The organism is Acidimicrobiales bacterium (genome assembly GCA_034521975.1).
In the GTDB taxonomy this organism is placed as follows: Bacteria; Actinomycetota; Acidimicrobiia; order Acidimicrobiales; family SKKL01; genus SKKL01.
This window is the reverse complement of record JAXHLR010000005.1, coordinates 15,941-41,980: the sequence shown is the minus strand read 5'-3', so window position 1 is coordinate 41,980 and position 26,040 is coordinate 15,941. Positions and strand designations below refer to the sequence as shown.

The following is a 26,040-nucleotide window of genomic DNA, read 5'->3' as shown; positions in this document are numbered from 1 at the left end:
GTGTTCCAGCCGCTGCACGTGTGCCCCACCACCCGTGGTATCGTTCATCGTCGAATGACGATCAACGGAGATTCCTCAGTGACCGACACCGCGCAACCCGACGCCGCGCAACCTGACGCCGCGATCGTGGGCCGGCTGTCGAAGCTCGACCGCTTCCTGCCGGTCTGGATCGGCCTCGCGATGGTGTCGGGGATCGTGCTCGGGAAGATGTTCACCGGGCTCGACGACACCCTCGACCGCGTCAAGATCGACACCGTCTCGCTGCCGATCGCCATCGGTCTACTGGCGATGATGTACCCCGTGTTGGCCAAGGTGCGGTACCGGTCCATCAGCACCGTCATCGACCGGCGATCCCTCACGATGTCGCTCGTGCTGAACTGGCTGATCGGCCCGGCCCTGATGTTCACCCTTGCCTGGCTGCTGCTGCCCGACCTGCCCGAGTACCGCACCGGCCTCATCATCGTCGGCCTCGCCCGTTGCATCGCGATGGTCCTCATCTGGAACGACCTCGCCTACGGCAACCGCGAGCTCGGAGCGGTGCTGGTGGCCATCAACTCCATCTTCCAGATCGCCGCCTACTCGGTCCTCGGCTACTTCTACCTCGAGCTGCTGCCCGGTTGGCTGGGACTGGACTCCAACGGCATCGACGTCACCATCTGGGAGATCACCAAGTCGGTGCTCATCTTCCTGGGCATCCCGTTGCTCGCCGGGTTCCTGACCAGGACCTTCGGAGAGCGCGCCAAGGGCATCACCTGGTACGAAGAGCGGTTCATTCCCCGCATCGCACCGGTGGCGCTGTGGGGTCTGCTGTTCACCATCGTCGTCCTGTTCGCCCTCCAGGGCGAGCGGATCACCGACGGCCCCTTCGACGTCGCCCGGATCGCCCTGCCGCTCATCCTCTATTTCGCCATCATGTGGACCGGTGCGTTCTATGCCGGCTACCGGCTCGGCTTCCCCTACGACCGCAACACCTCCATCGCCTTCACCGCCGCCGGCAACAACTTCGAGCTGGCCATCGCCGTGGCAATCGGGGTGTTCGGAGTGTCGTCGGGTCAGGCACTGGCCGGCGTCGTGGGTCCCCTCATCGAGGTGCCGGTCCTGGTGGGGTTGGTCTATGTCGCGCTCTGGGCGCGCCGCCGCTTCTATCCTCGGCCAGGACGTGCGCGCCTGAGCGGCGGGTGCGACGTTGCAACAGCACGGCTCGGCGCGGGCCTCATCGCGCCCCGACCTGCTCACGTACGACCTCGGCCGGGTCCTTGTCCTCGCGCAGGCCGAGGAACCGTGGATGTCGCAGCCGGCCGTCTCGGGTCCACTCCGTGAACCCGACCTCGCACACCAGGTCGGGCTCCACCCAGTGAACATCGCGACCATCGGGCGGGTCGTCGAAGGGAGGATCGTCCCGTTCCCGCTCTGCGAGCAGATCACCCAGCTCCGCCAGCATCGATTCGTCGAAGCCGGTGCCCACCCGGCCGGCATCGATGAGCTTGCCGCCGTCGTGGTAGCCGACCAGTAGCGCACCGAACCGAGAGCGGCTACCCGTCGGCTCGGTGAACCCGCCGATCACCATCTCCTGGCGGGCTACGCACTTGAGCTTCAGCCAGTCACGGCTCCGCCCCGACCGGTAGGTCGAAGATGCCCGCTTGGCGATCAGCCCCTCCCACCCCGCCTCACACGCCTGCTCCAGCAACGCCGGTCCGACCGAGTTGCGGTGGGGACAGAAGCGCAACGGATCGGCGAAGTCGAACGTTCGGCGCAGCATGGACTTGCGCTCGCGCAGCGGGAGTCGATCCCGATCCTCGCCGTCGAGGTGCAACAGGTCGAACACGTAGAGCTTCACTGCGGGGAGGCTTCTGCCCGCGTCCTCGGGACCGGCCCTGCCGCTGCGGCGCTGGAGCCTGGCGAAACTCGTCCGGTTTCCGTCGAAGGCCACGACCTCACCATCGAGGACGTACCGGTCGCTGGGCTGGTCGGTGAGGACTTCGTGCAGGTCGGGATACCGGTCGGTGTGGTCGAGGTGGTTTCGGGTGAACAGGCGCAGCGTCGGACCGTCGCGCACCACGATCAACCGGATCCCGTCGAGCTTGCGCTCGAAGATCCACTCCTCGCCCTCGACCGGATCCTCGACGAGGGTCGCCAACATCGGCGAGCGGAACGACGGGCGGGTCATGGCTCGTCGACGCCCGAGGGGTCCCGGTCGGAAGCGGTTGCGGCCACCTCATCGACCGTGTCGCCGGTGATGACCGACTCGGGCTGGGTTGAGGTCGGCCGGCGGCGAGCATCTGCCTCGCCGTCGTCGTGCTTGATCAGCAACCAATCGTCGCCGACGCGCTGGAGCGTGTAGCCACCCGACAGCTTCTCCCCGTCGATGTTGAAGCTGAGGTGACCCTGGTCGACCGCATCGGCGGGCGCGACCGGCTCGTCATCGTCGGTCGTGAGGTTCTGCCAGGTCCCGATGTCCCACACGATCACCGATCCACCCCCGTACTCGTCAGCGGGGATGGTGCCCTCGAAGTCGAGGTAGTCGATCGGGTGATCCTCGGTGCGGACCGCCAGCCGCCGCTCGCGGGGATCGGTCGATGGCCCCTTCGGCACCGCCCACGACACCAGCACACCGTCGATCTCGAGACGGAGGTCGTAGTGCTCGGACGAGGCCCGGTGGTGCTGGATCACGAACCGTGGATCCCCCGACCGTGGGGAAGGGTGGCCGCCCGCGGGCTCAGCGGTGCGGTGGAGGTCGCGCTTCGACCGATACTCCTCGAGGCGGTCGTTCATCGCATACCCGCTTCCTCGAGGATGGCTTCCTGGTCCCGTTCCAGGCCGGTGCGGACCAACGCCGCCACCAAGCGCGCGAAGGTGCCGACGTCATCGACTGTGACCCGCAGGCCCGCCGCGGACGAGGGAAGCCCGAGCGTCGCGGCGACACCGAGCGTGCGGTCGTCGACGAAGGGGACGTACTCGAGCCACACGGCCTGGACCTCGCGGACGAACACGTCGGCGCCGACGCCCCCGATCCCCTTGCAGTCGGTGAGCCGGCTACGGAGGCGGTCGAGATCACCGTCGGCCTCGACCCGCATTCGACGCAGGTCGCCCCGGTACCGCTCGACCACCAGGCTCGCGGTGCTGGCGAGGTAGGCCGAGGTGCTCTCGTCATAGCGGGCGTACCCGGACCGGTTCAGGACCCGTGTGCGCTCCTCCCAGGTGGCCTCCGCCATCTTGTCAGCGGTGGTCCAACCGGCATCGAAGAGCGCCCGTGTCGCCGCCACCGCGATCCCTGCGCTGATCCGGGCGCTGACCAGCAGCGAGAGGCACAGCAGCTGGAACAGCGGTGCCGGAGTGTTGCGTCCCAGCCGGATGCCGGCCTCGGCGGCGAAGGTCCGGCCGTGACGCGAGAGGAGCGCATCGACAACCCGTTCCTCAGTCGGTGCACGGTGCGCTGTCACCCGGTGGACATACCCTCCGGATCGTCCCCGCAAACAGGACGGGTCGGTCGCGACCGACCGACCCGTCAGCGGCTGTAGGTACCCACGATGCGGGCTTGCTCGAGGATCAACGGATCGATCTTGGCCAGCAGATCCGCTCTCGTCAGACCCGGCTGGGCGTCGACCTCGCCGCTGAGCGCGTAGAGGTGGAAGTAGTAGTGGTGGATGCCGTGCCCCGGGGGAGGCGCCGGACCGCCATAGCCCTGGTTGCCGAAGTTGTTGACCCCTTCGGTGAACGCACCGCCTCCACCCTCGGGGATGCCGGTGGCATCGCCAGGGATGCCGTAGGCGACCCAGTGGGTGAACCCGTCGGTGAGCGGGGCGTCGGGATCGTGGCACACCAGCGCGAACTGTGCGGTGCCCTCGGGCACCTTCGTCCAGGCCAGCTCGGGCGAGACGTCCTCGCCGTTGACCGTGTAGCGATCGGGGATCGGTGACCCGTGTTCGAACGCCGGCGAGGTGATCGACAGCTCACCGAGATGAAGTCCAGCCATGAGCTTCTCCTTTCGAGGTCGGGCTCGTGCCCCACCGTCGAGGGTAGGGCCAGACCCGGTCGACCACCAGCGAGGCGGCTCGGGTCAGCCGCCCTTGGCCACGGCCGGACGCGAGCTGGCCGCCCCAGTAGACGAGGCCACCGGCATCGGGTTCGCGCCCGAACACGGCGAGCCGGATGCACCATCAACGGAGACACGTCCACCGCCTCGAACCAGCCGGCGGGGATCGTCTTCAGCTCGCGAATCATCTGTGGATCCCAACCCTCGTCGGCCGATCCGGTCACGAACCAGTTCGACCCGTTGTCGGCCACGACCGCTCCGTGCCGCGCCGGCCACAGGAAGCTGCGGTCCGTTCGCGACGCGGTGATCCGCAAGGCGTGGTCGATCCGGCCCGACCTCACCTCGTCGAGTCGAAGGAGCCCGGGGAGGATCGGCAGGCCAGCGGCGTCAGCCGAGGTCCACCCGCGGGGGCGCAAGGCGTTCGAAGGTGAAGTCGGGGTCCACGCGCGGGAAGCTGCGATCGACCACCGCGTACGGGATCCCGTAGGGCGCGCCACTCCCCGCGGGGCCGAGGTCGGCATCGCTGATGCCAGCGTCACCGCGGACACGATCATCGCCGTCAGAACCCTCGCCGCTCTCATCGTGTGTCCATCGCCATCGTCGGGGTGAACTTGAGACTCCGCAATGGAGACGATGCTCGGACTGTCGGTAGCGTGAGGCGCGTGTGCTCCGAGCGGCACACGCCCGACGAACAGGAGCTGACCCAGATGGACGTGGTGGTGTGTGACGGCGACGAGACCGGCCAGGAGCTGCTCGTCGAGGCGTTGAGGGTGTTGGACCCGGACCTGCTGGGCCTGCCCATCAACCTGCACCACTTCGACCTCTCTCTCGAGAACCGACGTCGCACCGACAACGCGGTCGTGCACGAGGCGGCGGCCGCCATGCGCGACACCGGTCTTGGCGTCAAGGCCGCCACCATCACCCCCGTCGGAGCCGACGATGTCGGCTCGCCCAACCGCATCCTGCGTGAGGCGGTCGACGGATCGGTCATCGTCCGCAGCGGGCGTCGCATCCCCGGCGTCGCTCCCCTCGCCCCCATCGTCAACCCCATCGTCGTGGTGCGGATGGCCGTCGGTGACGCCTACGGCGCCGCCGAGGAGCGGCGTGGCGAGCCCGGCAGCAAGGGCGAGGAAGCGCTTCGGGTCGAACGGATCGAACGAGGCGTCTGCCGTGACGTGGCCGAGTACTCCTTCGTCGAGGCGGCGTCGATCGGCGGTGTCGTCTACGGGGGCCCCAAGTGGACCGTGTCCCCCGTGTACGAGGGCATGTTGAAAGAGGAACTCGACGCGGCTGCCGAGCGACACCCCGAGGTCCTCTACCGCCCCATGCTGATCGACGCCGCGTACGCGGGGTTCATCAACGAATCGGTCGAAGCTCCGGTGGTCATGCCCACGCTCAACCGCGACGGCGACTGCCTCTCCGACCTCGTCCTGGCCCTGTTCGGATCCATCGCCGGGGCCGAGTCGATCCTGCTCGCCCTCGACGACGACCTGCGTCCGTCGGTGGCCATGGCCGAGGCACCCCACGGCACCGCTCCCACTCTCATGGGGCGCAACATCGCCAACCCGCTGGCGATGGTGCTCGCCTGCTCCGCCGTGGTCGACTACGCCTCGCGCATGGGCCACGGCGACGCGGCGCCGGCCGCCAAGGCCATCCAGGACGCCGCGTTCGGAGCGGCAGCCGACGGGATCCGCACCAACGACCTCGGCGGCAGTGCCTCGACCAGCGAGGTCGTCGACGAGATCATCACCCGGCTCGACGCTTGATCGTCAGTCGAGGTTGCGGAGCCGGGGCACGAAGGCCAGCGTGCCGAGCGCGAGCAGCACGAGCGCGAGCGAGGTCCCGCCGAGCGCCACTCGCGGTCCGACGAAGGCGGCGAGCACCCCGGTGAGGAACGCCCCGAGCTGAGCCAGGTTGAACTGGAGCATGTAGACGCTCATCACCCGACCGCGGTACTCCTCTTCGACATAGCTCTGGACCAGCACGTTGGACAGCGACTGGCGAGCGGCCTGGCCGAGGCCCATCAGGAGGAAGAACCCGGCGATGATCCACATGTCGGTGGAGATCGTGAAGGCGAGGAACAGCATGAGGCCCTGGAACGCCGAGCCGACGAGGTAGATCGTGCCCCTCCGTTGGGGCCGCAACGAGGCGATCACCAGGCTCCCGACCAGCGACCCGAGCCCACTGATGCTGAGCAGCAGGCCCTGCGAGTCGGCACCGGCGTCGAGGACGTCCTGGACGTAGCCGCCGAGCAGGAACATGTAGGGCATGGCGGTGATGACCACCAGCACGTTGATTCCCATGAGCGGCCCGATGACCGGGCTGTGGAGGATGTAGGCCAGCCCCCCACGGATGTTGCGCAGCCCGGCACGCACCTCGCCCTTCACGCTTCCCGCCGAGGTCGTCTCGCGCGAGGTCTCGGGAACGCGCAACAGGAACAGGCTGGCGAAGAGGTAGAGCCCCGACATCAGGAAGTAGACCCACGCGGCACCCACCGACTCGAAGATGAACCCGCCGAGCGCCGGCGCCAGCAGGCGCATGGTGTTCATCCCCGCCGCGTTGAGCGCCACCGCGTTCATGAGCTGTTGACCGGGCACCAGCGACGGGAGCAGCGCCTGGCGGGAGGGCATCATCAGCGCCATCGAGGTGCCCTGCACCACGGCGGTGACCAGCAGGAGCTGGAAGGTGAGCGCGTCGGTGAAGAGCAGCAGCCCCACCGCCATGGCGTTGAGCGCGTTGACGAACTGGCCGGCCTGGACGACGATCTTGCGGCGCGGCACCCGGTCGGCGATGGCGCCGCCCACCATCGCCAGGGCGATACCCGGCATGGCACTGGCGATGGCGATCGTGCCGACGGCGGCGTAGGAGCCGGTGAGCAGGTACGCCAGGTACGAGCGCACCACCATCTGCATGTTCTGCGAGGCCATGTGGCCGAGCATCGACAGGAAGAAGTCGCGAAAGATCGGGATCTTGAGCGAGTCGAAGGTGCGCAACCTGGCCACCCGGCGGCGCCCGGGACCCTCAGAAGGTGCCTCCGCCGGCAGCTCGGCCTCACGCTCGGTCGCGGAGAGCCCGTCGTCGGCCCGAGTGGTCCCGGTGGGGTTGGTCACCGATCGTCTCGCTCGCCCGACGTGGCGGCGGCGCGGTTGCAGAACACTGTGATGGCCTGGCTCTCCTCGTGACCCTCTGCCGGCAGTAGTTCCAGAGACTAACTAATGCCCGGCCGCGATCAGAGCAGGTTTCGTGTGATCCGCTCCGACCAGTCCCGCGAGAACACGCGCTCGTCTCCGTCGTAGGCGTCGATCTCGGCGTGGACGTGGAACTCGGTCGCCGTGCAGTTCACCACGGTTCGGGTGTGGGTCTCGGCCGACCAGTCACCGCGTCGGATCCCGCGGATGCTGTAGATCTCGCTGCGGGGAGAGGTCCAGTCGTCGCCCATCGAGGTGCACCACTCCCACACCCGATCGACCAGGGTCAGGTCGATCGCATCGATCCGGAACGCGCCCTCGTCCTTGACCACTTCGAGCGTGGATTCGTCGGTGGCGAGGTCGCGGATGACCCGCCACGAGTGCCGGGTCGGCTCGACCTGGGTGATCGCCGGCGCGGGTGCGCCCTCGGGCGCGGCGAACCCGATCGTGGTGTCGAGGTCGTCACGGCGGGGCCGGACAGGGAGCGCGAAGCTGCTCGCATGGGTGGCGACGGTGAGCCGCACCGGTTCCGGAGGCGGCCAGGCCAACGGCCAGTACGACGTCGAGAGCGCCACCCGGAGACGGTGTCCGGCAGGGAACTGCTGCGCAACGTGGTTCAGCGGGATCTCGGCCCGGTAGCGCTCGCCGGCCTGCAGCGGCGTCGGCTCCTCGTGTCCGTCACGATGGGTGAGGTTGAGCAGCCCGTAGGTGATGCGGGTCGCCTTGTCGTCGGGTGCGACGTCGGACAGGCGCACCGCCACCATGGCGATCGGCTGGTTGGAGGTGAAGTCGAGGGTCAGCACCGGCGACCCGAGGATCTCGATGTCGTGCTCGAGCGGCGCGCTGTCGAAGGTGAGCGCGCCACCGTCCTCCTGTCGCTGGTCGTGGGGCAGATCGGGCGTGGCGCTGTAGGAGCACCACTTCCCGGCGAAGAGGCCGACGGTCAGCGGCGACTGGATCGTGGCGTCCCCCTCCTCGACCGGCTCGGACCCGTCGACGAGGCGGGCCGGTGCCAGCGCCAGGGTCTGCCAGTCGATCTCGGGCGACGGCCACTCACGCTCGCCGACCCAGCGGCCGGGCCGCATCTCGTAGTAGGAGATGGGTTGCACGCTGTCCTGCATCCACGCACGCAGCATCGGCTCGTCCTCCACTCCTCGATCGATGCCCTTGATCCAGTGGTCCCACCACCGGACCTCCTCCTGGAGGAACCCGATCGCCGGACCGGGCACCCCTTCCTGCGGATAGAGGTGGCTCCACGGGCCGATGAGCCCCTGCCGGGGCCCCGGGAGGTGTTCGAGCAGACGGAACACGGTGTTGGTGTAGCCGTCCGCCCAGCCGCTGACCGCCATCACCGGGACCTGGATGGCGTCGTAGTCCTCGCACACCGACTCCCGACGCCAGTACTCGTCGCGGTGCTGGTGCTGCAGCCAGGTGACGACCCAGGGCGTGTTGGCTTCGAGCCGCTCCATCCACATCGACCGCCACTGGTCGCCCACGATGGCCGGATCCGGGGGACACGAGTTGTAGGCGAACATCACCGCCGCCCAGGAGAGGTTGTCGGTGAGCAGACACCCGCCCATGTAGTGGACGTCATCGAGGTAGCGGTCGTCGGTCGACGACAGGCTGATGACCGCCTTGAGCTCCGGGGGGCGCCGGGCCGCGATCTGCAACCCGTTGAACCCGCCCCAGGAGATCCCGATCATGCCGGCACCGCCGTCGCACCACGGCTGGTCGGCCAGCCATGCGAGCACCTCGAGCCCGTCCTGGATCTCTTGTTCCAGGTACTCGTCGAGCAGCAGGCCCTCCGAGTCGCCACTGCCCCGCAGGTCGACCCGGACGTAGGCATACCCGTGCCCGGCCACATAGGGAGCCGAGACGTCGTCGCGCAGGCGCGTGTCATAGCGCTCGGGATACGGGATGTACTCGAGGATCGCGGGGACCGGGTCGGCATCGGCGTCGACCGGAAGGTGGATCCGGGCCGCGAGGCGGGTGCCGTCGCTCATCGGGATCCAGGTGTGCTCGATGAGCTCCACCTGCCGCGGGTGCTCGGCAACCTCACGCACGCGGATCGGACCGCAGGGTCGCGACGTCGCGTTCGAGCAGCGCGCTGGCAGCGCGGACCAACACCCGCGCCGTGCGCTCGGTCGCATCCAGCGAGACACGTTCGTTGGCGCTGTGGGCCTGGTCGATGTCGCCAGGTCCGTACATCACCGTCGCTGCGCCGGCGATTCGCACCCATCCCGCCATGTCGCAGCCGTAGGGCACCGCCGTCACCACCGGGGGCGCACCGAACACGACCTCGGCCGCGTCTCCGAGGCACTCGACCAGCGGGTGGTCGCGCGACACCTGGGCGGAGCCGAACCCCGCCGCCTGCCATCGCACCACCGGAGGGTTGGCGCTGAGCCATGCGTCGCCTTGGAGCTTGTCCCGAAGCGACTGCTCGAAGCGGGCCTTGGCCTGATCGGTCGTCTCGTCGATGCCCACCCCGACCCGCAGCCCGACCTCCAGGCTGTCCATCACCGTCGACGACCAGGTCCCTCCCTGGACGGTCCCCACGTTGGTCGCGTAGGGCAGCTTCAGCTCGCGCAGCAGCGGATCCTGCTCGGCCTCGTTGTGCACCCGCTCCATCTCACGGATGGCATTGTGGAGCGTGACGTAGTGGTCGAGCGCGCTCTCGCCGTCGAGGCGCCTCGAGGCGTGCGCGGACCGACCGGTGAGCTCGACGAGACAGGACATCGCACCGGCGTGGGCGACGACCAGCTGGGGAGCGTCCCCGCACCAGGTGGGCTCGGGGATGATGACCGCGTCGGCGGTCCAGCCTCGACGGATCGCGGCCAGCGTACCGATGCCGCTGTCCTCCTCGGCGGGGACGGCGACGAACACCACCCGCCCGGCGAAGTCGCGGGGACCGCGGGCGAAGGTCTCGAAGGCCTCGAGCGCCGCGACCAGACCACCTTTCATGTCGGCGGTCCCCCGGCCGTACACGGTGTCGTCCTCCACCGAACCCAGGAAGGGGTCGTTGTCCCAATGGTCGTAGTCGCCCGGCGGGACGACGTCGACGTGGCCGGTCAACATGATGGTGGGACCCGGGCGCACACCACGGACCAGCCCGGCGACCACCGGGACCCATGCTCGTTCGACCTCGTGTCCGGCATAGGCCGGGTCGACGACCAGCTTGCCGATGCCGTCGAACCAGTAGTCGACCTCGGCACCGCTCTCGCTGAGCCAGTCGGCCAGGCGCCGGATCGCCGCCTCCTCGTCACCGGTGATCGACGGGATGCGGGTCAGGTCGACCAGACGGTCACGCACCCGATCGGAGTCGATCAGGGTCGTCCGATCTCGCATGGTGGGTTCTCCTCAGTACCGGATCTCGAAGTGGAGGTCGTCGCGGCAACGTCGGTCGAGCTCGGCGAGCTCCCCGGGGCTGTCGGCGCCGATGTAGAAGAGTCCGAGGATCGAAGAGTAGCTGTCCTGGTGCGCCAACTCCGAGAGGCGCATCCCGGCGCTCACGTGGATGTCCACGCTCAGCCCTGGTACGTCACGGGACAGCGCCTCGATCTCCTCGTCGCTCGGGACCCGGGTGACCACACCGTCGTCGAAAGCCCGCAGCCAGCAGCAGGCGGCGTGGCGGAACGCTCCCGCTCCGTGGGGGAACTGCAGGGGTCGACCGAGCGCGACGTCGACCGCCACCCGGTGGTTCGACACACCGTCGACCTTCTCGAACAGGTCGCTGTGGTGTTGGGCGATTCGGGGGTTGATCTCGAGTAGCCAGATCTCATCGGTGTTGTCGTCCCAGAAGAACTCGACGTTGAAGCACGAGTGGTCGAACCCGATGTGGGTCAGCACCTTCGAAGCGATCCGGCGCATCCGCTCCTGCACCGCATCCGGCAGCGCCGATGGGTACTGGTAGCGCTGAAAGGACGACTGGTTCGGCACGCGGATCGAGTCGATCATCCCGTGGAAGGCGATCCGTCCGTCCTGGACCGCGCCCTCCAGGGTGACCTGGTACCCACCGATGAGCGACTCGACCAGGCAGTGGTGGCCGCCGACCGCCGCGATCTCGGGCGGGAGGTCGGCGCGCTCGAGCACCCGGTCGAACGGTCCGCTGAAGATCCCGATGTTGGCTCGGATCACCTCCATGGCGTGCTCGAGCTGGCGCCGACTCTCGATCCGGAACCCCAGGAACGAACCCGCCGACTTCACCGGCTTCAACCAGTAGGGGTACGCCAACTCGATCCCGTCCACGCTGGTGGGGTCGAACGGGTCGACCAACTCGAAGGCGGGGATGTGCTCAGGGACGACCTCGGCCTGCACGCGTCGGCTCCAGTACTTGTGCTCGCACCGAAGGAGGCTCTCCAACCCGACCGCCGGCAGGTCGAACCGGGCGGCGAGCAGCGGCAGCATGGTGCTGACGGGGAAGTCGACGTAGCCGATGATGCCGTCGACGGGCGTCCCGGCAGCACGGATCTCGCCTTCGGCCTGCTCGAGCATCGCCTCGATCGGGAAGTCGGTCCCCTCGAGGATCAGGTGCGGATCGAGGACACCGTGAAAGCGGTGCTCTCCGGTTTCGTCGAGTCGCTCGAGCATGCGTCGGTTGAAGGCGTCGAGCCCGAGCACGAAGATGTCGGTCACATGGGGATCCAATCGTGGGACGACATGGCGCGTTCGGCGTCAGTCGAGCACGAAGGTCACCAGGAGGTTCACCTGGTACTCGGACACCTTCCCGTCGACGACCTGGACCTGCTGCTCCTTGACCCACGCGGAACTCACGTTCCGCAGCGTGGTCGACGCCCGCTCGACGCCGATGTTGATCGCGTCCTCGAGGCTGTTGTTCGACCGGGCGGTGATCTCGGTGACTCGTGCGACGTTGCTCATCTCGTGCTCCTACTGCTCGGGTGCGTCTACTTGTCCTTCGCTACCCACACATCGGCGATCCGACACGTGCTGCTCCCCGCCTTGGTGCACCCGGTCCGCCCCGTTCAGATCCCGTCAACGAACTCTTCAATCGCCAACACTGGCATCGACACCACGTCGTACGCGAAGGTGGCCCTACCTTCCGGGCGAGCGCGGGAACCCCGAACGGGCCGTGCCCCTGGAAGGCGAGAGGCTGGCGGCACAGCCTTGCCAGCCTCACGCGCACTGCCCCCGACAGAAGGTACGAACCCACCCAATGGTCAACCACACATCAGCCGCGACCGATCCAGAGGACATCGAACGAGCACGGGTCCAAGAATACGGAGACCGCCCCGAGGAGGTGCGTGAGTCGGACCACTACCGGGCGGAGTACATCCAGAGCTTCGTCGAGAGGTGGGACGATCTCATCGACTGGGACGCCCGAGCCGAGAGCGAGGGTTCCTTCTTCGCCGAGGTGCTGCGGGGCAGAGGCAAGGAACAGGTGCTCGATGTCGCCACCGGCACCGGGTTCCACTCCGTCCGCTTGCTCGAGGAGGGCTTCGAGGTCATGAGCGCCGACGGGAGCGCCATGATGCTCATCAAGGCCTTCGACAACGCTCGCGAGCGTGGTCACGTCCTCAAGACCGTCCAAGCCGACTGGCGCTGGTTGAACCGCGACGTCCACAGCAAGTTCGATGCCATCATCTGCCTCGGCAACTCGTTCACCCACCTGTTCGATGAGGCCGACCGTCGGCGCTCGCTCGCCGAGTTCTATGCCGCGCTGCGCTATGACGGCGTCTTGATCATCGACCATCGCAACTACGACAAGATCATCGACGAGGGGTTCAGCTCGAAGCACAAGTACTACTACTGCGGCGATCGGGTCTCCGCCGAGCCCGAGTACGTCGACGAGGGGTTGGCACGTTTCCGCTACGACTTCCCCGAAGACGAGCACTACCACCTCAACATGTTCCCGCTGCGCAAGAACTACGTGCGCACCCTGTTGAACGAGGCCGGGTTCCCGCGGGTGCGTACCTACGGCGACTTCCAGGAGACCTACCAGGAGTCCGAACCGGACTTCTTCATCCACGTCGCGGAGAAGTCCTACGGTGCCTAGCTCCCAGCCCAGCAGCGAGGCGGTCGCCAGCGAGGCCGAGCAGTACTACGACAGCGACGACGCCGACGCCTTCTACTTCGACGTGTGGGGTGGCGAAGACATCCACATCGGGCTCTACGACGGTGAGCGCACCATCGCTGAGGCCAGCCGCGAGACGGTGGCGGTCATGGCGGCCCGGATCGAACCGCTCGGACCTGAGACCCGGGTGCTCGATCTCGGGGCCGGCTATGGCGGGTCCGCCCGGTTCCTGGCCGACCGCTACGGCAGCCCCGTCGTGTGCCTCAACATCAGCGAGGTGCAGAACGACCGGAACCGGCAGTTCAACGCCGATCGCGGCCTCGACTCGCTGGTCACGGTCGAGCACGGCAGCTTCGAGGACGTCCCCGCCGACGACGCCAGCTTCGATGTGGTGTGGTCCCAGGACGCGTTCCTGCACGCCGGCGACCGCCGACGGGTCCTCGACGAGATCACCCGGGTCCTCCGGCCCGGTGGTCGATTGGTGTTCACCGATCCCATGCAGGCCGACGACTGCCCCGACGGGGTGATCCAGCCGATCCTCGACCGGATCCACCTCGACTCGCTCGGTTCTCCCGGGTTCTACCGCGAGGAGCTCGCCGAACGAGGCTTCGTCGAGGAGGGCTTCGACGACCTCACCGATCAGTTGGGCACCCACTACGCCACCGTGCGAGAGGTGCTCGAGGCACGGGCCGCCGCCGGGGAACTGCGCGCCTCCGACGACTACGTCGAACGCATGAAAGCGGGTCTGGGGCACTGGGTCGACGGCGCCGCGCGGGGATACCTCAAGTGGGGCATCTTCGTGTTCCGCCGGGCCGACTGACCCAGCCCGGGGCCGGGCCCACCCGCGCCGCAGGAATGGATGGGCCCGGCCGGCGGTTGAGCAGTGATGTGAAGCCCGGCGACACCGCACCCCGGTTCGAAGCCACCGACCACGAGGGCCAGAACGTCCGGTTGGACGACTACCTGGCGCAGGGCCCAGTGGTGCTGTTCTTCTACCCACGGGCGATGACCAAGGGGTGCACGGCCCAGAGCTGCCACTTCCGTGACCTGGCGGGAGAGTTCGCCGAGGTCGGCGCCACCCGGATCGGCATCAGCTCCGACTCGATCGAGCGCCAGGCGGCCTTCGCCGACCAGGCCGGGCTCGACTACCCCCTCTTGTCGGACCCGGACCGCAGCATCGCCAAGTCGTTCGGCGTCAAGCGACCGGGCCCCTTGCTCAACCGGCGAACCACCTTCGTGATCGACACCGACCGCACCGTGCTCGAGGTCGTGTCGAGCGAGACCAACATGGAGGTCCATGCCGACACCGCCCTCGAGGTGCTGCGGGGCCGATGACGACCCCGGAGGCCCCGAGTGAGACCACCCCGGCGGCAACGGTGGTCCTCCTGCGCGACGAGCCGGGCGGGCCCACGACCCTGATGCTGCGCCGGAACCCCGAGGGAGCGTTCGGCGGCATGTGGGTGTTCCCGGGCGGCCGGGTCGAGGACGCCGACCGCACCGACGACGACGACGACGAGAGGTGGGCACGCCAGGCAGCCGTGCGAGAGGCGGTCGAGGAGTGCGCCCTCCGCCTCGAACCACACGAGCTCGTGTCGTTCTCGCACTGGACGCCTCCACCCTCGACGGGGCGCCGCTTCGCCACCTGGTTCTTCGTGGCGCGGGCCGCCGATGGCGACGTCCTCATCGACGGCCACGAGATCCATGACCACACGTGGCTTCCCCCCGCCGAGGTGCTGGCCCGACGCGACGCGGGGGAGCTCGACCTCGCGCCTCCCACCTATGTGACCCTTCACGATCTCGCGTCCGCGACCACGGTCGACGACGCCCTCGCGATGGCGTCGTCGCGTCGGCCGGTTCCACGCTATGCCTCTCGCCTCGTGCGGAGCGACGAAGGCCCCGTGATCCTGTGGCCGGGCGACGCCGGCTACGCCGAGTCGGACCTCGGCGCTGCCGGTCGCCGCCATCGGTTGTGGATGCTGTCGGCCGGATGGCGCTACGAACGGTCCTGAGCGGTGTACCGGACGACCCACGTTGAGAGTCCATAGGATGGTGGCCCACATGACCAGCGCCGACACCTTCGACCACCACCGCACCTGCCCGCTGTGCGAGGCGACCTGCGGGTTGACCCTCAACGTGCGCCGCCAGTCCGATGGGTCACCCGGCGCGGTCGAGCGCGTGCGGGGCGACGCTGACGACGTGTTCTCCCACGGTTTCGTCTGCCCCAAGGGCACCACCATCGGACGCCTGCACGACGACCCCGACCGGCTCCGGCGACCCCTGCTCCGCCGGGGCGACGATCCCGCCACCGCCACCTGGCACGAGGTGAGCTGGGACGAGGCGTTCGCCGAGGTCGAGCGGCGCCTGGCGCCCATCCACGAGCACTACGGGCGCGATGCGGTGGCGATCTACCTGGGCAACCCCAACGTCCACAACCTGGCCGGCGGGCTCTACGCACCGGCACTGGCCCGGGCGCTCGCCACCACAAACGTGTACTCGGCCAGCACCGTGGACCAGATGCCCAAGCACGTGTCGTCGGGGTACCTGTTCGGCAACGCCAACACCATCCCGGTGCCCGACCTCGATCGCACCGACCACCTGTTGCTGCTGGGTGCCAACCCGTGGGAGTCCAACGGCAGCCTGGCCACCGCTCCCGACTTCCCGGGTCGGGTCAAGGGCATCAGGGAGCGGGGAGGCAAGGTCGTGGTGGTCGACCCGCGCCGGACCAAGACCGCGGCCAACGCCGACGAGCACATCGCCATCCGCCCGGGGACCGACGCCCACCTGCTGGTCGCCATGATCCAGGTGCTCTTCGCCGAGGACCTGGTGGCGTTGGACCGACTCGCGCCCCACGTCGCCGGGGTGGACGAGCTCCGGTCCCTCATCGTGGCCTTCACGCCCGAGGCGGTCGCCCCCGTCACCGGTGTCGATGCCGCCACCATCGTGCGGATGGCCCGCGAGCTGGCCGCGGCCCCGACCGCGGCGGTCTATGGCCGGATCGGCACCCACACCGTCGAGTTCGGCACGCTGGCGTCCTGGGCGGTCGACGTGTTGAACACGCTCACCGGCAACCTCGACCGGCCGGGCGGCGCCATGTTCCCGCTGGCCGCCCACGCCCCTCGCCACCCGAAGCGACCGGGACGGGGCTTCTCGGTCGGTCGCCGTCACAGCCGAGTGAAGGGGTACCCGGAGGTGAAGGGCGAGCTGCCGGTCGCCACGCTGGCCGACGAGATCGAGACGCCCGGCGAGGGCCAGGTGCGGGCCCTGTTCGTCGTGGCCGGCAACCCCACACGGTCGGCGCCGGACAGCGAACGGATGGAGCGGGCCGTCTCCGGGCTCGACCTGGTGGTGTCGGTCGACATGTACCGCAACGAGACGTCCCGGCTGGCCCACGTGATCCTGCCCCCACCGTCGCCGCTGGAGCGCAGCCACTACGACCTGGCCTTCTACACCTTGTCGGTCCGCAACATCGCCCACTGGTCACCGCCGCTCCACGACCGCGGCGATCGCCCCGATGAGGCCACCATCCTGGCCCGGCTCGCCCTCATCGCCTCGGGGGTGGGAGTCGAGGCCGACCCCGCGACCATCGACGACCTCATCCTCGACGGCGTGCTCGGCCGGGCGGTGAAGCCGGGCGGGATCCACGAAGGCCGCGACGTCGCCGAGCTCGAAGCGATGCTCGAAGCCACCTCGCCGACCGATCGGGCGCTCGAAGCGATGATCCGCCTCGGTGCCTACGGCGACGGGTTCGGGATCGACCCCGACGGACTCACCTTCGCCCGCCTGCGCGACGCGCCCCACGGCATCGACCTCGGGCCGCTCGAACCCCGGGTTCCCGATGTGATCACCACGCCGAGCGGCCTGATCGAGCTCGCCGCCGAACCGATCGTGGCCGACCTGCCACGCCTTGCCGCGTCGCTCGACGCTGGTGTCGACGAGCATGAGCTCGTGCTGATCGGTCGGCGCCACGTGCGGTCCAACAACTCGTGGATGCACAACGTCGAGGTGCTGGTGAAGGGACGCGATCGCTGCACGCTGCAGATGCACCCCGACGATGCCGCCCGCGTCGGGGTAGCCGACGGTGCTCACGCCGAGGTGGCCTCCAAGGCCGGCTCGCTGGTCGCATCGGTGGAGGTCACCGACGACATCCGGCCAGGGGTGCTGTCGCTGCCCCACGGCTGGGGCCACGACGCCCCCGGCGCCGCCCTGAGCGTCGCCGCAGCCCACCCCGGAGTGAACTCCAACCTGCTCGCCGACTCCGCGCGGATCGATCCGCTGTCGGGCAATGCGGTGCTCAACGCGATCCCGGTGACCGTTACCGCCGTTCCCGGTTGACCATCGGTCGGGGTGGCCCACCCGCCGGGCGCTACCTCGACACGCTCGAGGCGCCAGCCGTCACCAGTGGTGCACCACCGGTGACGAGGGCAGCGAGCGCGTCGGCACCGGTGGGTGCCGTCACCTGCCATGGAACGACCGCGAGCTGGTCGTGGCGCTCGAGGATGTCGACCAACCACCGCTGCTCGTGGCGAGCGCGCTCGGCGAGGATCGGGTCGGTGGTGCCGGTGGCGGTGAGCGTCTGGTTGGCGACCCAGGCAGCCGGCCGGATGTCGGCGCGCTCCAGATCGGCCTGGAGCTCGGCCGCCTCGTGCACCGGGGTGGGTTCGGGCAGGGTGACGAGCAGCAGCGTGGTGTAGTCGGGGTCGCGTAGCCGGGCCAGGAGCTGGGCGACGTCGTCGCTGGTGGTGTCCTGATGCCGCTCGACCTCGCGCTGGTAGCTCTGTGCCGCATCGAGCAGCAACAGGGTGTGACCTGTTGGTGCGGTGTCCAGCACGACGATGCGGTCCGACGCGTGGCCGACGGTGGCGGCGAAGGTGCGGAACACCGCGATCTCGGCGGTACAGGGCGACCGGAGGTCTTCTTCGAGCACGGCGACGCCGCCGGCGTCGAGGCCAGCACCGGCGTCGGCCAGCACCTCCGCGGTGTAGGCGGCGGTCGCGGCGTCGGGGTCGATGCGCTCGACGACGAGGTTGTCCGGCAGGGCCGTACCACCGGCAAGGGCACCGGTCAGATGGGCGGCGGGGTCGGTGGTCGACAACGTCACGGGGAGGCCACGTCGAGCCAACTCGACCGCGAGCGCGGCCGCGACCGTGGTCTTGCCGACGCCTCCTTTGCCCATCGTCATCACGAGGCCCCGGCCACGCTCGGCCACGCGGTCGGCGATCTGGAGGAGGCTGGTGGTCGGGGCATCGAATCCGGTCGCCTCGCCGGGCGACGGTGCGCTCCGACCGTCGAGCATGCTGGCGAGTGCGTCGGCACCGATCGGCGGCACCGCGAGCAGCGGGAGGGTGTCGCGCGCCAGGCTGGCCAGACCGGGCGGGACGTCGGCCATCGCCGCGGCCTGACGGTCGGCAAGCGCCCGGGCGGTGGCATCACCGGGATCGCCGGGGGCGAACGCCCCGTTCACGACGAGGTGCTGGTTCCCGATGCCGATCTCGGCCAGCTCATGGCGGGCGCGATCGGCCTCCTCGAGCGACGCGCCCTCGGGGCGGGTGACCAGAACGAGGGTGGTCGCGCTCGGGTCGGCGAGGAAGTCGAGGGCCACCCGGTAGCGGTCGTGGGCCTGGGTGAGACCCGACATGGGGCCGATGCAGGTCACCCCCGCGGTGTTGGTGTCGAGGAATCCGGTCCACGCACCGGGGAGGGCGAGGAGCCGCAGCGTGTGACCCGTGGGGGCGGTGTCGAAGACGACGTGGTCGTATCCGGCGGTGGCACCCGGATCGGCGAGGAGCGCAGTGAACTCGTCGAACGCGGCGATCTCGACGGTGCAAGCGCCCGAGAGCTGCTCTTCGATGTTGGCGACCACGACGTCGGGCAGGACCCCCCGGTAGGGGCCGACGACCCGGTCGCGGTAGGCCGAGGCGGCGGCATCGGGATCGATGTCGAGCGCGTCGAGGCCGGGAACCCCGTTGACGGGGCGTGGAGTCGACCCGATCGACGTGTCGAGGACCTCGGACAGATTCGAGGCCGGATCCGTGCTGACCAGCAGGACCCGCCGCCCCTGGCGGGCAAGGGCGACCGCGGCAGCCGAGGACAGCGAGGTCTTGCCGACCCCGCCCTTGCCGGTGAAGAACAGGAATCGGGTTGGGTCCGAGAGGAGCGCGTCGAGCATCAGCAGCACCCCGATGACGTGGCGCCGAGCGCGACCGGCTCGGTCTCGGAGGAGGCCTCCCCGCCGCAGCATCCGCCGGCGTCATCCTCGGCCTCCGCAGCAGCAACCGCCGGCGCGGCGCCACCGATGGCGGCGACCTCGACGCCGAGGAGGCGCGACGCGGTGTCGAGCATCTTGTCGGCCGGGACCGTCTTCACCGCCTGGGCGGTCTTGACCGCGAGGGCGAGATCGGCGTTGGTGAGTCCGAGCTTGCGGGCCTCGGCGTAGTGGTATTTGAAGCAGGGTTCACAGTTGGATCCGATCGCCGCCCCGATCGCCGCCAGTTCGGCGATGACGGGGGCGCCCACCACTGGCGCGGTCGCGCCGATCCACTGGGCCAGCTCGTCTCGGGAGGGGAAGCGACCCGAGGAAGCCAGTTCGCCATCGACGAAGACCGCGGGGAGGGCATCCTCGCCCTGCTGTTCGAGGAGCACCCGAATCTCTTGGTTGGCGGCGAACTCACCGGGCTCTTGTCCGAGGTTGTACCGGCGGACCTCGGCCCCCTGGTGATCGAGCCAGTCGAGATCGTCGGCAAAGGTGGCCAGTGCCGGATCGACGCTCGGGCCGCACACACCGGTCGAACAGCACATCGCGGGGTCGTACACGTCGATCTTCACAGTGGTTCCTCCATGGATCTGGGATTGGTGGTCGGTCAGAGCTCGGCGATGCCGGCCTTGAGCATGGCGATGCCGTCGGGGTTCGCGCAGTAGCGGGTGCGGGGCCCCTCGATCTCGCCCTGGATCAACCCGGCCTCGCGCAGGATGCGGAGGTGCTCCGACACCGTCGATTGGGCGAGGGGAAGCTCGTCGACCACGTCGCCGGTGGTGCAGGCGTTGCGGTCGGCGAGCAGGCGCAGGATGGTCAACCGGGCCGGATGGCCGATGGCCTTGGCCATGACGGCGAAGGTCTCGAGATCGGGACTCGATACCGCACCGGCCGGCGGGGGCGGCTCGCAGCAGTCGTCGCTGTCGATGAGGATGTTCGAAGCTTCAGATCTAATCGCCATTCGACGATGAACGATACAACCGAATGCTCCGAGGCACAACCCGCTTCGACGGCACGCCCACGGTGCCTGACCCGATCCCATCGCTCCACGGGCTACCGTCGCCGGGATGCGTCGCAGCGAGAAAGCGGAACGGATCGGCCAGATCCTCGACGAGCTGTACCCGGAGCCGCCGATCCCGCTCCACCACACCGACCCCTACACCTTGCTCGTGTCGGTGGCCCTGTCAGCACAGACCACCGACAAGAAGGTCAACGAGGTGGTGCCCGCGTTGTTCGCGCTGGCATCCACCCCCGAGGAGATGGTCGAGCTCGGGCCCGAGAAGATCCTCGAGATGATCCGTGAGATCGGCCTGGCGCCCACGAAGGCAAGGAACCTGTGGACCGCCGCCACCCAGATCCTCGAAGCCGGCGGCGAGCTGGTGCCCGACTGGGACTTCCTCGAGTCGCTGGCCGGGGTGGGCCACAAGACGGCGAGCGTCGTGATGGCCCAGGCCTTCGGCGTGCCGGCGTTCCCGATCGACACCCACATCCACCGGCTGGCGTGGCGGTGGGGTCTGTCCGATGGGAGCTCGGTCGAGCGCACCGAACGCGACCTCAAGGCCGTGTTCCCGATCGAGACCTGGAACCGGCGCCACCTGCAGATCATCTACTTCGGCCGGGAGTACTGTCCCGCCCGGCGCCACGTCTTCGAGACCTGCCCGATCTGCTCGTTCGCGGCGAGCAAGACACGGATGGCCGAGGAACGTAGGCAGGCCAGCAGGGGGCGGCCACGCCGGACCGACGCGTGAACCAGCCCGACGGCGCCCCGTCGAGGGCTGCAAGGCTGGCGTGGGTCAGCCTCGGGCTCTCCTGTGTGGGGCTGGGCGGGATCGGCGTCGTGGTTCCGGGGCTGCCGACCACGGTGTTCTTCATCGCCGCCGCGGGCTGCTTCACCCGATCGAGTCCCCGTCTCGAAGCCTGGGTGCTCAACCTGCCCCGCATCGGCCCCGCGGTGCGCGACTACCGAGCGGGATTGGGGATGCCCCGGCGAGCCAAGGTGCTCGCACTGACGATGCTGACGGTGTTCGTCAGCCTGAGCGCGTGGATGCTCGACTCATGGACCGTCCGGACCGTCGTCATCCTCGCCGGACTCGTCGGGGCCTTCTGGATCCTGCGGACCCCGACCCGCGAGGACGACCGCTGATCGGTCCCCACCAGTGGTGCCCCCGCGGCGGGACCGGCGCCGCGCCACGAGGACGACGCCCGGAACGATGGCCACCAACCCGACCGCGCCGAACGCCACCACGCCGAGGACACCGATGGTGCCGGTGGCAACGACCAGCCAGAGGACCGGCGCCGCGCAACACGCGACGCACGCCGCGATCCCGACGCCAACCAGGTTCGGCGCATCGTCGTGCGCCTTCACGAGGCCGACCCGAAGGCAGCGACGAGGACGTCCTGGCCGTCTTCGGGCGCGGTCACCTCGAGCGCGGCCCCGCGGCGGTCGACGGTGAGCGAGAAGCCGAAGAACGAGCAGCACTGGTGTTCGGCAGCGGCCAGCCGGGCGATGTCGCCGAGAGGTGCATCATCGTCGAGCATCAGCCGGAGCCCACCCGCGAGCGGCTGTCGATCGATCACCGAGTCGAGCACCCGCTGCCAGTCCTGGAACCGGGTTCCCATCTCCCCCGCCGGCAGCGAGCAGGCGATCGCCGTCTCCTCCGACGTTTCCGAGCTTCTACGACCGAACGGGACCGGAACCGACTGGTCCGCGTCGCCACGACGCGGCGCAGACTCGATCGCAGCGGTGGTGGTCGCGCACCCACAGCTGTCGTCGCAGGGACCATCGAGGGGACGTTCGGCGAGCAGCGCAGAGGTGGCCTGGAGCTGAGAGGCGAGGGCGAGCTGGTCGGCGAGGTGCTCCTGGACCGCAGCGACCTTCTCGTCGACCAGCGAGCGGAGGCGATGCTTGACCGGTCCGCACTGCTCGTCGTCCCATGCCTCGAGGAGGTCGCGGACCTCGTCGAGGGTGCAGCCGAGCTGCTTGGCGCGACGGATCAGTCGCAGCCGATCCAGGTCGCGGTCATCGTAGATCCGGTACCCGGCGGCGGTGCGCGCCGAGGGGGCGAGGATCCCGGCGTCCTCGTAGTAGCGCAGAGCCGTCGGGGCGAACCCGCTGAGGCGGGCGGCATCCCCGATCGTGTACCCGTCCGAGGTGGTGTCGGTTCTGGTCATGGGCTCACCATAAGCCTTCGACTCGACTCGAAGGTCAAGAGGTGTCCGAGATCCGCGAACTCCTCGAGGGGTCAGCTCCAGCCGAAGATGGCCTTGGTCTCGAGGTACTCCTCGAAGCCCTCGATCCCCCACTCGCGGCCGTTGCCCGACTGCTTGTAGCCACCGAACGGAGCGTTGAAGTCGGGCCCGGCACCGTTGAGGTGCACGTTCCCGGTGCGGATCTGACGAGCGATCTCCCTCGCCCGGTCGACGGGGCCCGACACGTAGCCCGACAGGCCGTACTGGCTGTCATTGGCGATCCGCACCGCGTCGTCGTCGTCCTCGTAGCCGATCATGACCAGTACCGGACCGAAGATCTCCTCGCGGGCGATGGTCATCTCGTTGGTGACGTGGGTGAAGAGGGTGGGTTTCACGTAGTAGCCGGTGTCGAGGCCCTCAGGCTTGCCGGGGCCGCCGATCTGGAGGGTGGCGCCCTCGCCGATGCCCTTCTCGATGAGGCGCTGGATGCGGTCCCACTGGGTCTCGGAGACGACCGGGCCGATGGTGACGCCCTCGGTGTTGGGATCGCCGACGACCACGTTGGCCATGGCCTCGGTGGCGATGGCTGCTGCTTCGTCCATGCGCGAGTTGGGCACGAGCATGCGGGTGGCCGCGTTGCACGACTGGCCGGAGTTGGTGCACATCCCCCCGGCGTCGCGGGCGACGGCGGCGGCGAAGTCGTCGTGGTCGAGGATGATGTTGGCCGACTTGCCGCCGAGCTCCTGGGCCACGCGCTTCACGGTGGGCGCAGCGGCCTTGGCGACCTCGCTACCGGCCCGGGTCGAGCCAGTGAACGACATCATGTCGACGTCGGGGTGCGCTGACAGGGGCGCGCCGACGTTGACGCCGTCGCCGTTGACCAGGTTGAACACCCCAGCGGGCACTCCGGCCTCGTGGAGGATCTCGGTGAGGACGATGGCGTTGAGCGGCGCAACCTCCGAGGGCTTGAGCACCATGGTGCAACCGGCGGCGATGGCGGGACCGACCTTGCACGCGATCTGGTTCAACGGCCAGTTCCACGGGGTGATGAGCCCGCACACCCCAGCGGGCTCGCGCACCACGAGCGTGCTGCCCCGGGCCTCGTCGAACTCGTAGCCCTCGAGCACGCCGCGCACCGTGATGAAGTGCATGAGACCCGCCGGCACCTGAGCAGCCTTGGCCAGCCACATGGGCGCGCCCATCTCCGAGCTGACCGCAGCGGCCAGGTCGTCGGCGCGGGCCATGTACAGCTCGATGATCTTGTCGAGGAGGGCGAGGCGCTCGTCCTTGGTGGTGCGCGAGTACGACTCGAACGCCTCCTTGGCCGCGGCGACAGCGGCATCGACGTCGTCGGACCGACCCGCGCCGACGTGGGCGATGGCCTCCTCGGTGGCCGGGTCGACGACCGCGATCGTCTCGTCAGACGACGGATCTACCCACTGGCCACCGATGTAGAACTGACCTACGTGATCCATTCAATGCTCCCTACCTGTCGGACGTCTCCGACACTGTACGCCGTACACCGATTCCCGCTTGCGGCGCCTGCCTTCCCGCCGACTGGTCGAAACGACCCCTCGCTGCTAGATCAGAGGGGGTCGCGTCAGAAGGGCCGCGCTCGATGCCACCACCACCACCGTCCCCCACCGTCGAGGTCTACTGGCGACCCGGCTGCCGGTACTGCGCCGCAATGCGGGCCACACTCGGCGATGCCGGCGTCTCCGCCCGGTGGTGCAACATCTGGAAGGACCCCGACGCACGGGCGTTCGTGCGCTCGGTGGCCGACGGCAACGAGACGGTTCCGACCGTGCGCGTCGGCGACGAGGTGATGGTGGCTCCGCGGCCCCACAAGGTCGTGGAGCGGGTTGCAGAGATCGACCCCTCGCTGGTGGCCGATTCGCGCCCGTGGCCTCCGCTGCGCCTCGCGCACCTGATCGTGGTCGCCACGCTGCTGGTAGCCGCCGGCGCGGTCATGGTGGGCACCGACTCCAGCTGGGGAACCCCGCTGGTGGGCGTGGCGCTGGCCGCGCACATGGGGCTTCGCTGGATGCGCGGCCGTCGGGCCGCCGTCGTCGACGCCGGTCACTGAGCGCACCGAGGGTCCGTTACCGGTCGATCACCAGCGGACCCGTGTCAGCAAGGTCCGTGGTCACTACAGCTAGGTGTTCGATGCTGCAGCAGCGCGGTCCTCGGCCACCGCGTCGTAGGCCTCGTAGTCAGACCCGGTGTCGTCGGCGAACTCGAACTCGAGCATCCCGACCGCCTCCCACTCCTTGCGCAGATGACCGTCGTTGGCGTCGAGCAGACCGAGCTTGCGGACGTTGGGCACCAGTTTGGCGAAGAAGCTCCGCTGGAACACGGCGAACTGGTTGGTGCCGAGCTTGCCGGCTGCCTCCACCAGCGACGGCAGCACCGCCTCTTCGGTCGTGCCCAAGCGCTCCCACACCTCGGGGGTCGTCGAGCGGCGGCGGCTGCGAACGGTGTTCTCGAGGAGGAAGTCCTGGCGCTCGGCCAACTCGGCCGAGCTGAGCTCCTCGTAGTACTCGGCGAGGCTCAGGACCCCGAAAGCCACGTGGCGGGCCTCGTCGGCCATGACGTAGCGGAGCAGCTTCTTGAGCAGTGGCTCCTCGGTGGCACGGAGCATGGAACCGAACGCAGCCAGGGCGAGCGACTCGATCACGATCTGCATGCCGAGGTAGGCGATGTCCCATCGGCTGTCGCTGATGAGGTCGTCGATCTGTTGTTCGAGGAACGGGCTCATCGGGTAGGCGTCGCCGAGCTTGGTGTGGAGGTACTTGGCGAAGACCTCGGTGTGACGGGCCTCGTCCATCGTCTGGGTCGACGCGTAGTACTTGGCGTCGATCCAGGGGACGGTCTCGACGATCTTGGCGGCCACCATCATCGCGCCCTGCTCACCGTGCATGAACTGGCTCAGCGAGCCCTTGAGCAGCTCGATGCCCAGCGCGGTGAACTCCTTCTCGGTCCACGAGGCGAACGGCGACCCGGGGATCTTCGACGCTTCGCGCGCCAGCTCCACCGTGAGGTTCTGCTGGGGCGACGACTCCACGAGGCGCTCGGGATCGACCTCGGTGGCCCAGTCGAGGTCGGTGACCGAGTTCCACTGGGAGGCCATCGCCTTGTTGTAGAGGGTGACCAGCTGGTCCCAGCTGCGGTCGTAGTCCCACAGGAAGATGCGGGGCGCGTTGTCGGTGATCAGCTTGATCGACCCGTCCATCTCCGCCTGGCTCGGAAGCCGCGGAACCGCTGTGTCGGTCATCAGGTGTCTCCCCTTCGTGTCGTGCCCCGGTCGCGGTTCACCCCGGGCCGGGGCGTCGGGCACGACACGAAGAATAAC

General features: G+C 68.9%; 25 protein-coding genes. 10 read left to right on the top strand and 15 right to left on the bottom strand.

All coding sequences use genetic code 11. The annotated features are described in order from the left end of the window. The first annotated feature begins 78 nt into the window (after positions 1–78). Positions 79–1,320 carry an ACR3 family arsenite efflux transporter gene (gene arsB / locus U5K29_06980; protein MDZ7678278.1) on the top strand — a complete coding sequence of 414 codons (1,242 nt, stop codon included), beginning with the start codon at positions 79–81 and terminating at the stop codon, positions 1,318–1,320. On the opposite strand, the gene ligD is transcribed toward arsB, so the two are convergent. The 4 genes from ligD to U5K29_06960 all read right to left on the bottom strand — a co-directional run bounded on the left by ligD (position 1,214) and on the right by U5K29_06960 (position 3,973). Next, positions 1,214–2,167 (bottom strand): non-homologous end-joining DNA ligase, encoded by a 954-nt coding sequence (gene ligD, locus U5K29_06975; protein ID MDZ7678277.1) that lies wholly within the window; start codon positions 2,165–2,167, stop codon positions 1,214–1,216. The two genes, arsB and ligD, sit on opposite strands and share 107 nt — an antisense overlap. Continuing rightward, positions 2,164–2,772: a DNA polymerase ligase N-terminal domain-containing protein gene (locus U5K29_06970; protein MDZ7678276.1), complete on the bottom strand. Its 609-nt coding sequence runs from the start codon at positions 2,770–2,772 to the stop codon at positions 2,164–2,166. Before U5K29_06970 ends, ligD begins: the two co-directional genes overlap by 4 nt. After that, on the bottom strand, positions 2,769–3,440 hold the full coding sequence (locus U5K29_06965) for a hypothetical protein (GenBank protein ID MDZ7678275.1): 672 nt from the start codon (positions 3,438–3,440) through the stop codon (positions 2,769–2,771). The genes U5K29_06970 and U5K29_06965 overlap by 4 nt, the downstream gene beginning before the upstream one ends. 65 nt (positions 3,441–3,505) lie before the next feature. Then, on the bottom strand, positions 3,506–3,973 hold the full coding sequence (locus U5K29_06960; GenBank protein ID MDZ7678274.1) for a YbhB/YbcL family Raf kinase inhibitor-like protein: 468 nt from the start codon (positions 3,971–3,973) through the stop codon (positions 3,506–3,508). A gap of 722 nt (positions 3,974–4,695) precedes the next feature. Between U5K29_06960 and U5K29_06955 the strand changes: the two genes are divergently transcribed. Then, positions 4,696–5,799, top strand: a complete 1,104-nt coding sequence (locus U5K29_06955) for an isocitrate/isopropylmalate family dehydrogenase (protein MDZ7678273.1) — start codon at positions 4,696–4,698, stop codon at positions 5,797–5,799. 3 nt (positions 5,800–5,802) lie between these two features. On the opposite strand, the gene U5K29_06950 is transcribed toward U5K29_06955, so the two are convergent. From U5K29_06950 to U5K29_06930, 5 genes are all read right to left on the bottom strand, one after another. Continuing rightward, positions 5,803–7,143, bottom strand: a complete 1,341-nt coding sequence (locus U5K29_06950) for an MFS transporter (GenBank protein ID MDZ7678272.1) — start codon at positions 7,141–7,143, stop codon at positions 5,803–5,805. A 119-nt stretch (positions 7,144–7,262) separates the two neighbouring features. Next, on the bottom strand, positions 7,263–9,254 hold the full coding sequence (locus U5K29_06945) for a CocE/NonD family hydrolase (GenBank protein MDZ7678271.1): 1,992 nt from the start codon (positions 9,252–9,254) through the stop codon (positions 7,263–7,265). A 22-nt stretch (positions 9,255–9,276) separates the two neighbouring features. Beyond that, positions 9,277–10,566 carry an ArgE/DapE family deacylase gene (locus U5K29_06940; GenBank protein ID MDZ7678270.1) on the bottom strand — a complete coding sequence of 430 codons (1,290 nt, stop codon included), beginning with the start codon at positions 10,564–10,566 and terminating at the stop codon, positions 9,277–9,279. 12 nt (positions 10,567–10,578) lie between these two features. After that, complete coding sequence (locus tag U5K29_06935) at positions 10,579–11,853, bottom strand: ATP-grasp domain-containing protein (protein ID MDZ7678269.1); 1,275 nt, start codon at positions 11,851–11,853, stop codon at positions 10,579–10,581. A gap of 39 nt (positions 11,854–11,892) precedes the next feature. Then, positions 11,893–12,096, bottom strand: a complete 204-nt coding sequence (locus U5K29_06930; protein ID MDZ7678268.1) for a dodecin family protein — start codon at positions 12,094–12,096, stop codon at positions 11,893–11,895. Positions 12,097–12,475: 379 nt separating this feature from the next. Between U5K29_06930 and U5K29_06925 the strand changes: the two genes are divergently transcribed. From U5K29_06925 to U5K29_06905, 5 genes are read left to right on the top strand one after another with little or no spacing between them, the layout of a single operon-like run. Next, on the top strand, positions 12,476–13,231 hold the full coding sequence (locus U5K29_06925; GenBank protein ID MDZ7678267.1) for a class I SAM-dependent methyltransferase: 756 nt from the start codon (positions 12,476–12,478) through the stop codon (positions 13,229–13,231). Continuing rightward, a complete protein-coding gene (locus U5K29_06920) occupies positions 13,224–14,069 on the top strand; it encodes a methyltransferase domain-containing protein (protein MDZ7678266.1) in 846 nt (281 codons plus the stop codon). The genes U5K29_06925 and U5K29_06920 overlap by 8 nt, the downstream gene beginning before the upstream one ends. Positions 14,070–14,125: 56 nt before the next feature. Next, positions 14,126–14,584: a peroxiredoxin gene (locus tag U5K29_06915; protein ID MDZ7678265.1), complete on the top strand. Its 459-nt coding sequence runs from the start codon at positions 14,126–14,128 to the stop codon at positions 14,582–14,584. Beyond that, positions 14,581–15,258: an NUDIX hydrolase gene (locus U5K29_06910; protein MDZ7678264.1), complete on the top strand. Its 678-nt coding sequence runs from the start codon at positions 14,581–14,583 to the stop codon at positions 15,256–15,258. The genes U5K29_06915 and U5K29_06910 overlap by 4 nt, the downstream gene beginning before the upstream one ends. 49 nt (positions 15,259–15,307) lie before the next feature. Continuing rightward, positions 15,308–17,581: a molybdopterin oxidoreductase family protein gene (locus tag U5K29_06905; GenBank protein MDZ7678263.1), complete on the top strand. Its 2,274-nt coding sequence runs from the start codon at positions 15,308–15,310 to the stop codon at positions 17,579–17,581. A gap of 31 nt (positions 17,582–17,612) precedes the next feature. Here the strand turns inward: U5K29_06905 and arsA are convergent, their stop codons facing one another. Genes arsA through U5K29_06890 form a run of 3 tightly spaced genes read right to left on the bottom strand, consistent with a single transcriptional unit; the run spans position 17,613 to position 20,460 of the window. After that, complete coding sequence (gene arsA, locus U5K29_06900) at positions 17,613–19,415, bottom strand: arsenical pump-driving ATPase (GenBank protein MDZ7678262.1); 1,803 nt, start codon at positions 19,413–19,415, stop codon at positions 17,613–17,615. Further along, positions 19,415–20,071, bottom strand: coding sequence for an arsenite efflux transporter metallochaperone ArsD (arsD, locus tag U5K29_06895; GenBank protein MDZ7678261.1), 657 nt, complete (start codon positions 20,069–20,071; stop codon positions 19,415–19,417). Before arsD ends, arsA begins: the two co-directional genes overlap by 1 nt. 35 nt (positions 20,072–20,106) lie before the next feature. Next, positions 20,107–20,460, bottom strand: coding sequence for a metalloregulator ArsR/SmtB family transcription factor (locus U5K29_06890; GenBank protein ID MDZ7678260.1), 354 nt, complete (start codon positions 20,458–20,460; stop codon positions 20,107–20,109). 106 nt (positions 20,461–20,566) lie between these two features. On the opposite strand from U5K29_06890, the gene nth reads away from it, so the two are divergent. Both nth and U5K29_06880 read left to right on the top strand, forming a co-directional pair. Next, the gene (gene nth, locus U5K29_06885) at positions 20,567–21,247 is read left to right on the top strand and encodes an endonuclease III (GenBank protein MDZ7678259.1); all 681 of its coding nucleotides are present in this window, start codon (positions 20,567–20,569) and stop codon (positions 21,245–21,247) included. Beyond that, positions 21,244–21,642: a YbaN family protein gene (locus tag U5K29_06880; protein MDZ7678258.1), complete on the top strand. Its 399-nt coding sequence runs from the start codon at positions 21,244–21,246 to the stop codon at positions 21,640–21,642. The genes nth and U5K29_06880 overlap by 4 nt, the downstream gene beginning before the upstream one ends. A gap of 218 nt (positions 21,643–21,860) precedes the next feature. Here U5K29_06880 and U5K29_06875 read toward each other — a convergent pair whose 3' ends face one another. Together U5K29_06875 and U5K29_06870 are read right to left on the bottom strand one after the other, a co-directional pair. Further along, positions 21,861–22,670 carry a MerR family transcriptional regulator gene (locus tag U5K29_06875; GenBank protein MDZ7678257.1) on the bottom strand — a complete coding sequence of 270 codons (810 nt, stop codon included), beginning with the start codon at positions 22,668–22,670 and terminating at the stop codon, positions 21,861–21,863. Positions 22,671–22,741: 71 nt separating this feature from the next. After that, entirely contained in the window at positions 22,742–24,163 is a 1,422-nt protein-coding gene (locus U5K29_06870; GenBank protein MDZ7678256.1) for an aldehyde dehydrogenase family protein, read from the bottom strand. A gap of 143 nt (positions 24,164–24,306) precedes the next feature. On the opposite strand from U5K29_06870, the gene U5K29_06865 reads away from it, so the two are divergent. Further along, entirely contained in the window at positions 24,307–24,774 is a 468-nt protein-coding gene (locus U5K29_06865) for a glutaredoxin domain-containing protein (protein MDZ7678255.1), read from the top strand. 69 nt (positions 24,775–24,843) lie between these two features. Here U5K29_06865 and U5K29_06860 read toward each other — a convergent pair whose 3' ends face one another. Beyond that, positions 24,844–25,962, bottom strand: coding sequence for a ferritin-like domain-containing protein (locus tag U5K29_06860; GenBank protein ID MDZ7678254.1), 1,119 nt, complete (start codon positions 25,960–25,962; stop codon positions 24,844–24,846). Positions 25,963–26,040: the final 78 nt, after the last annotated feature.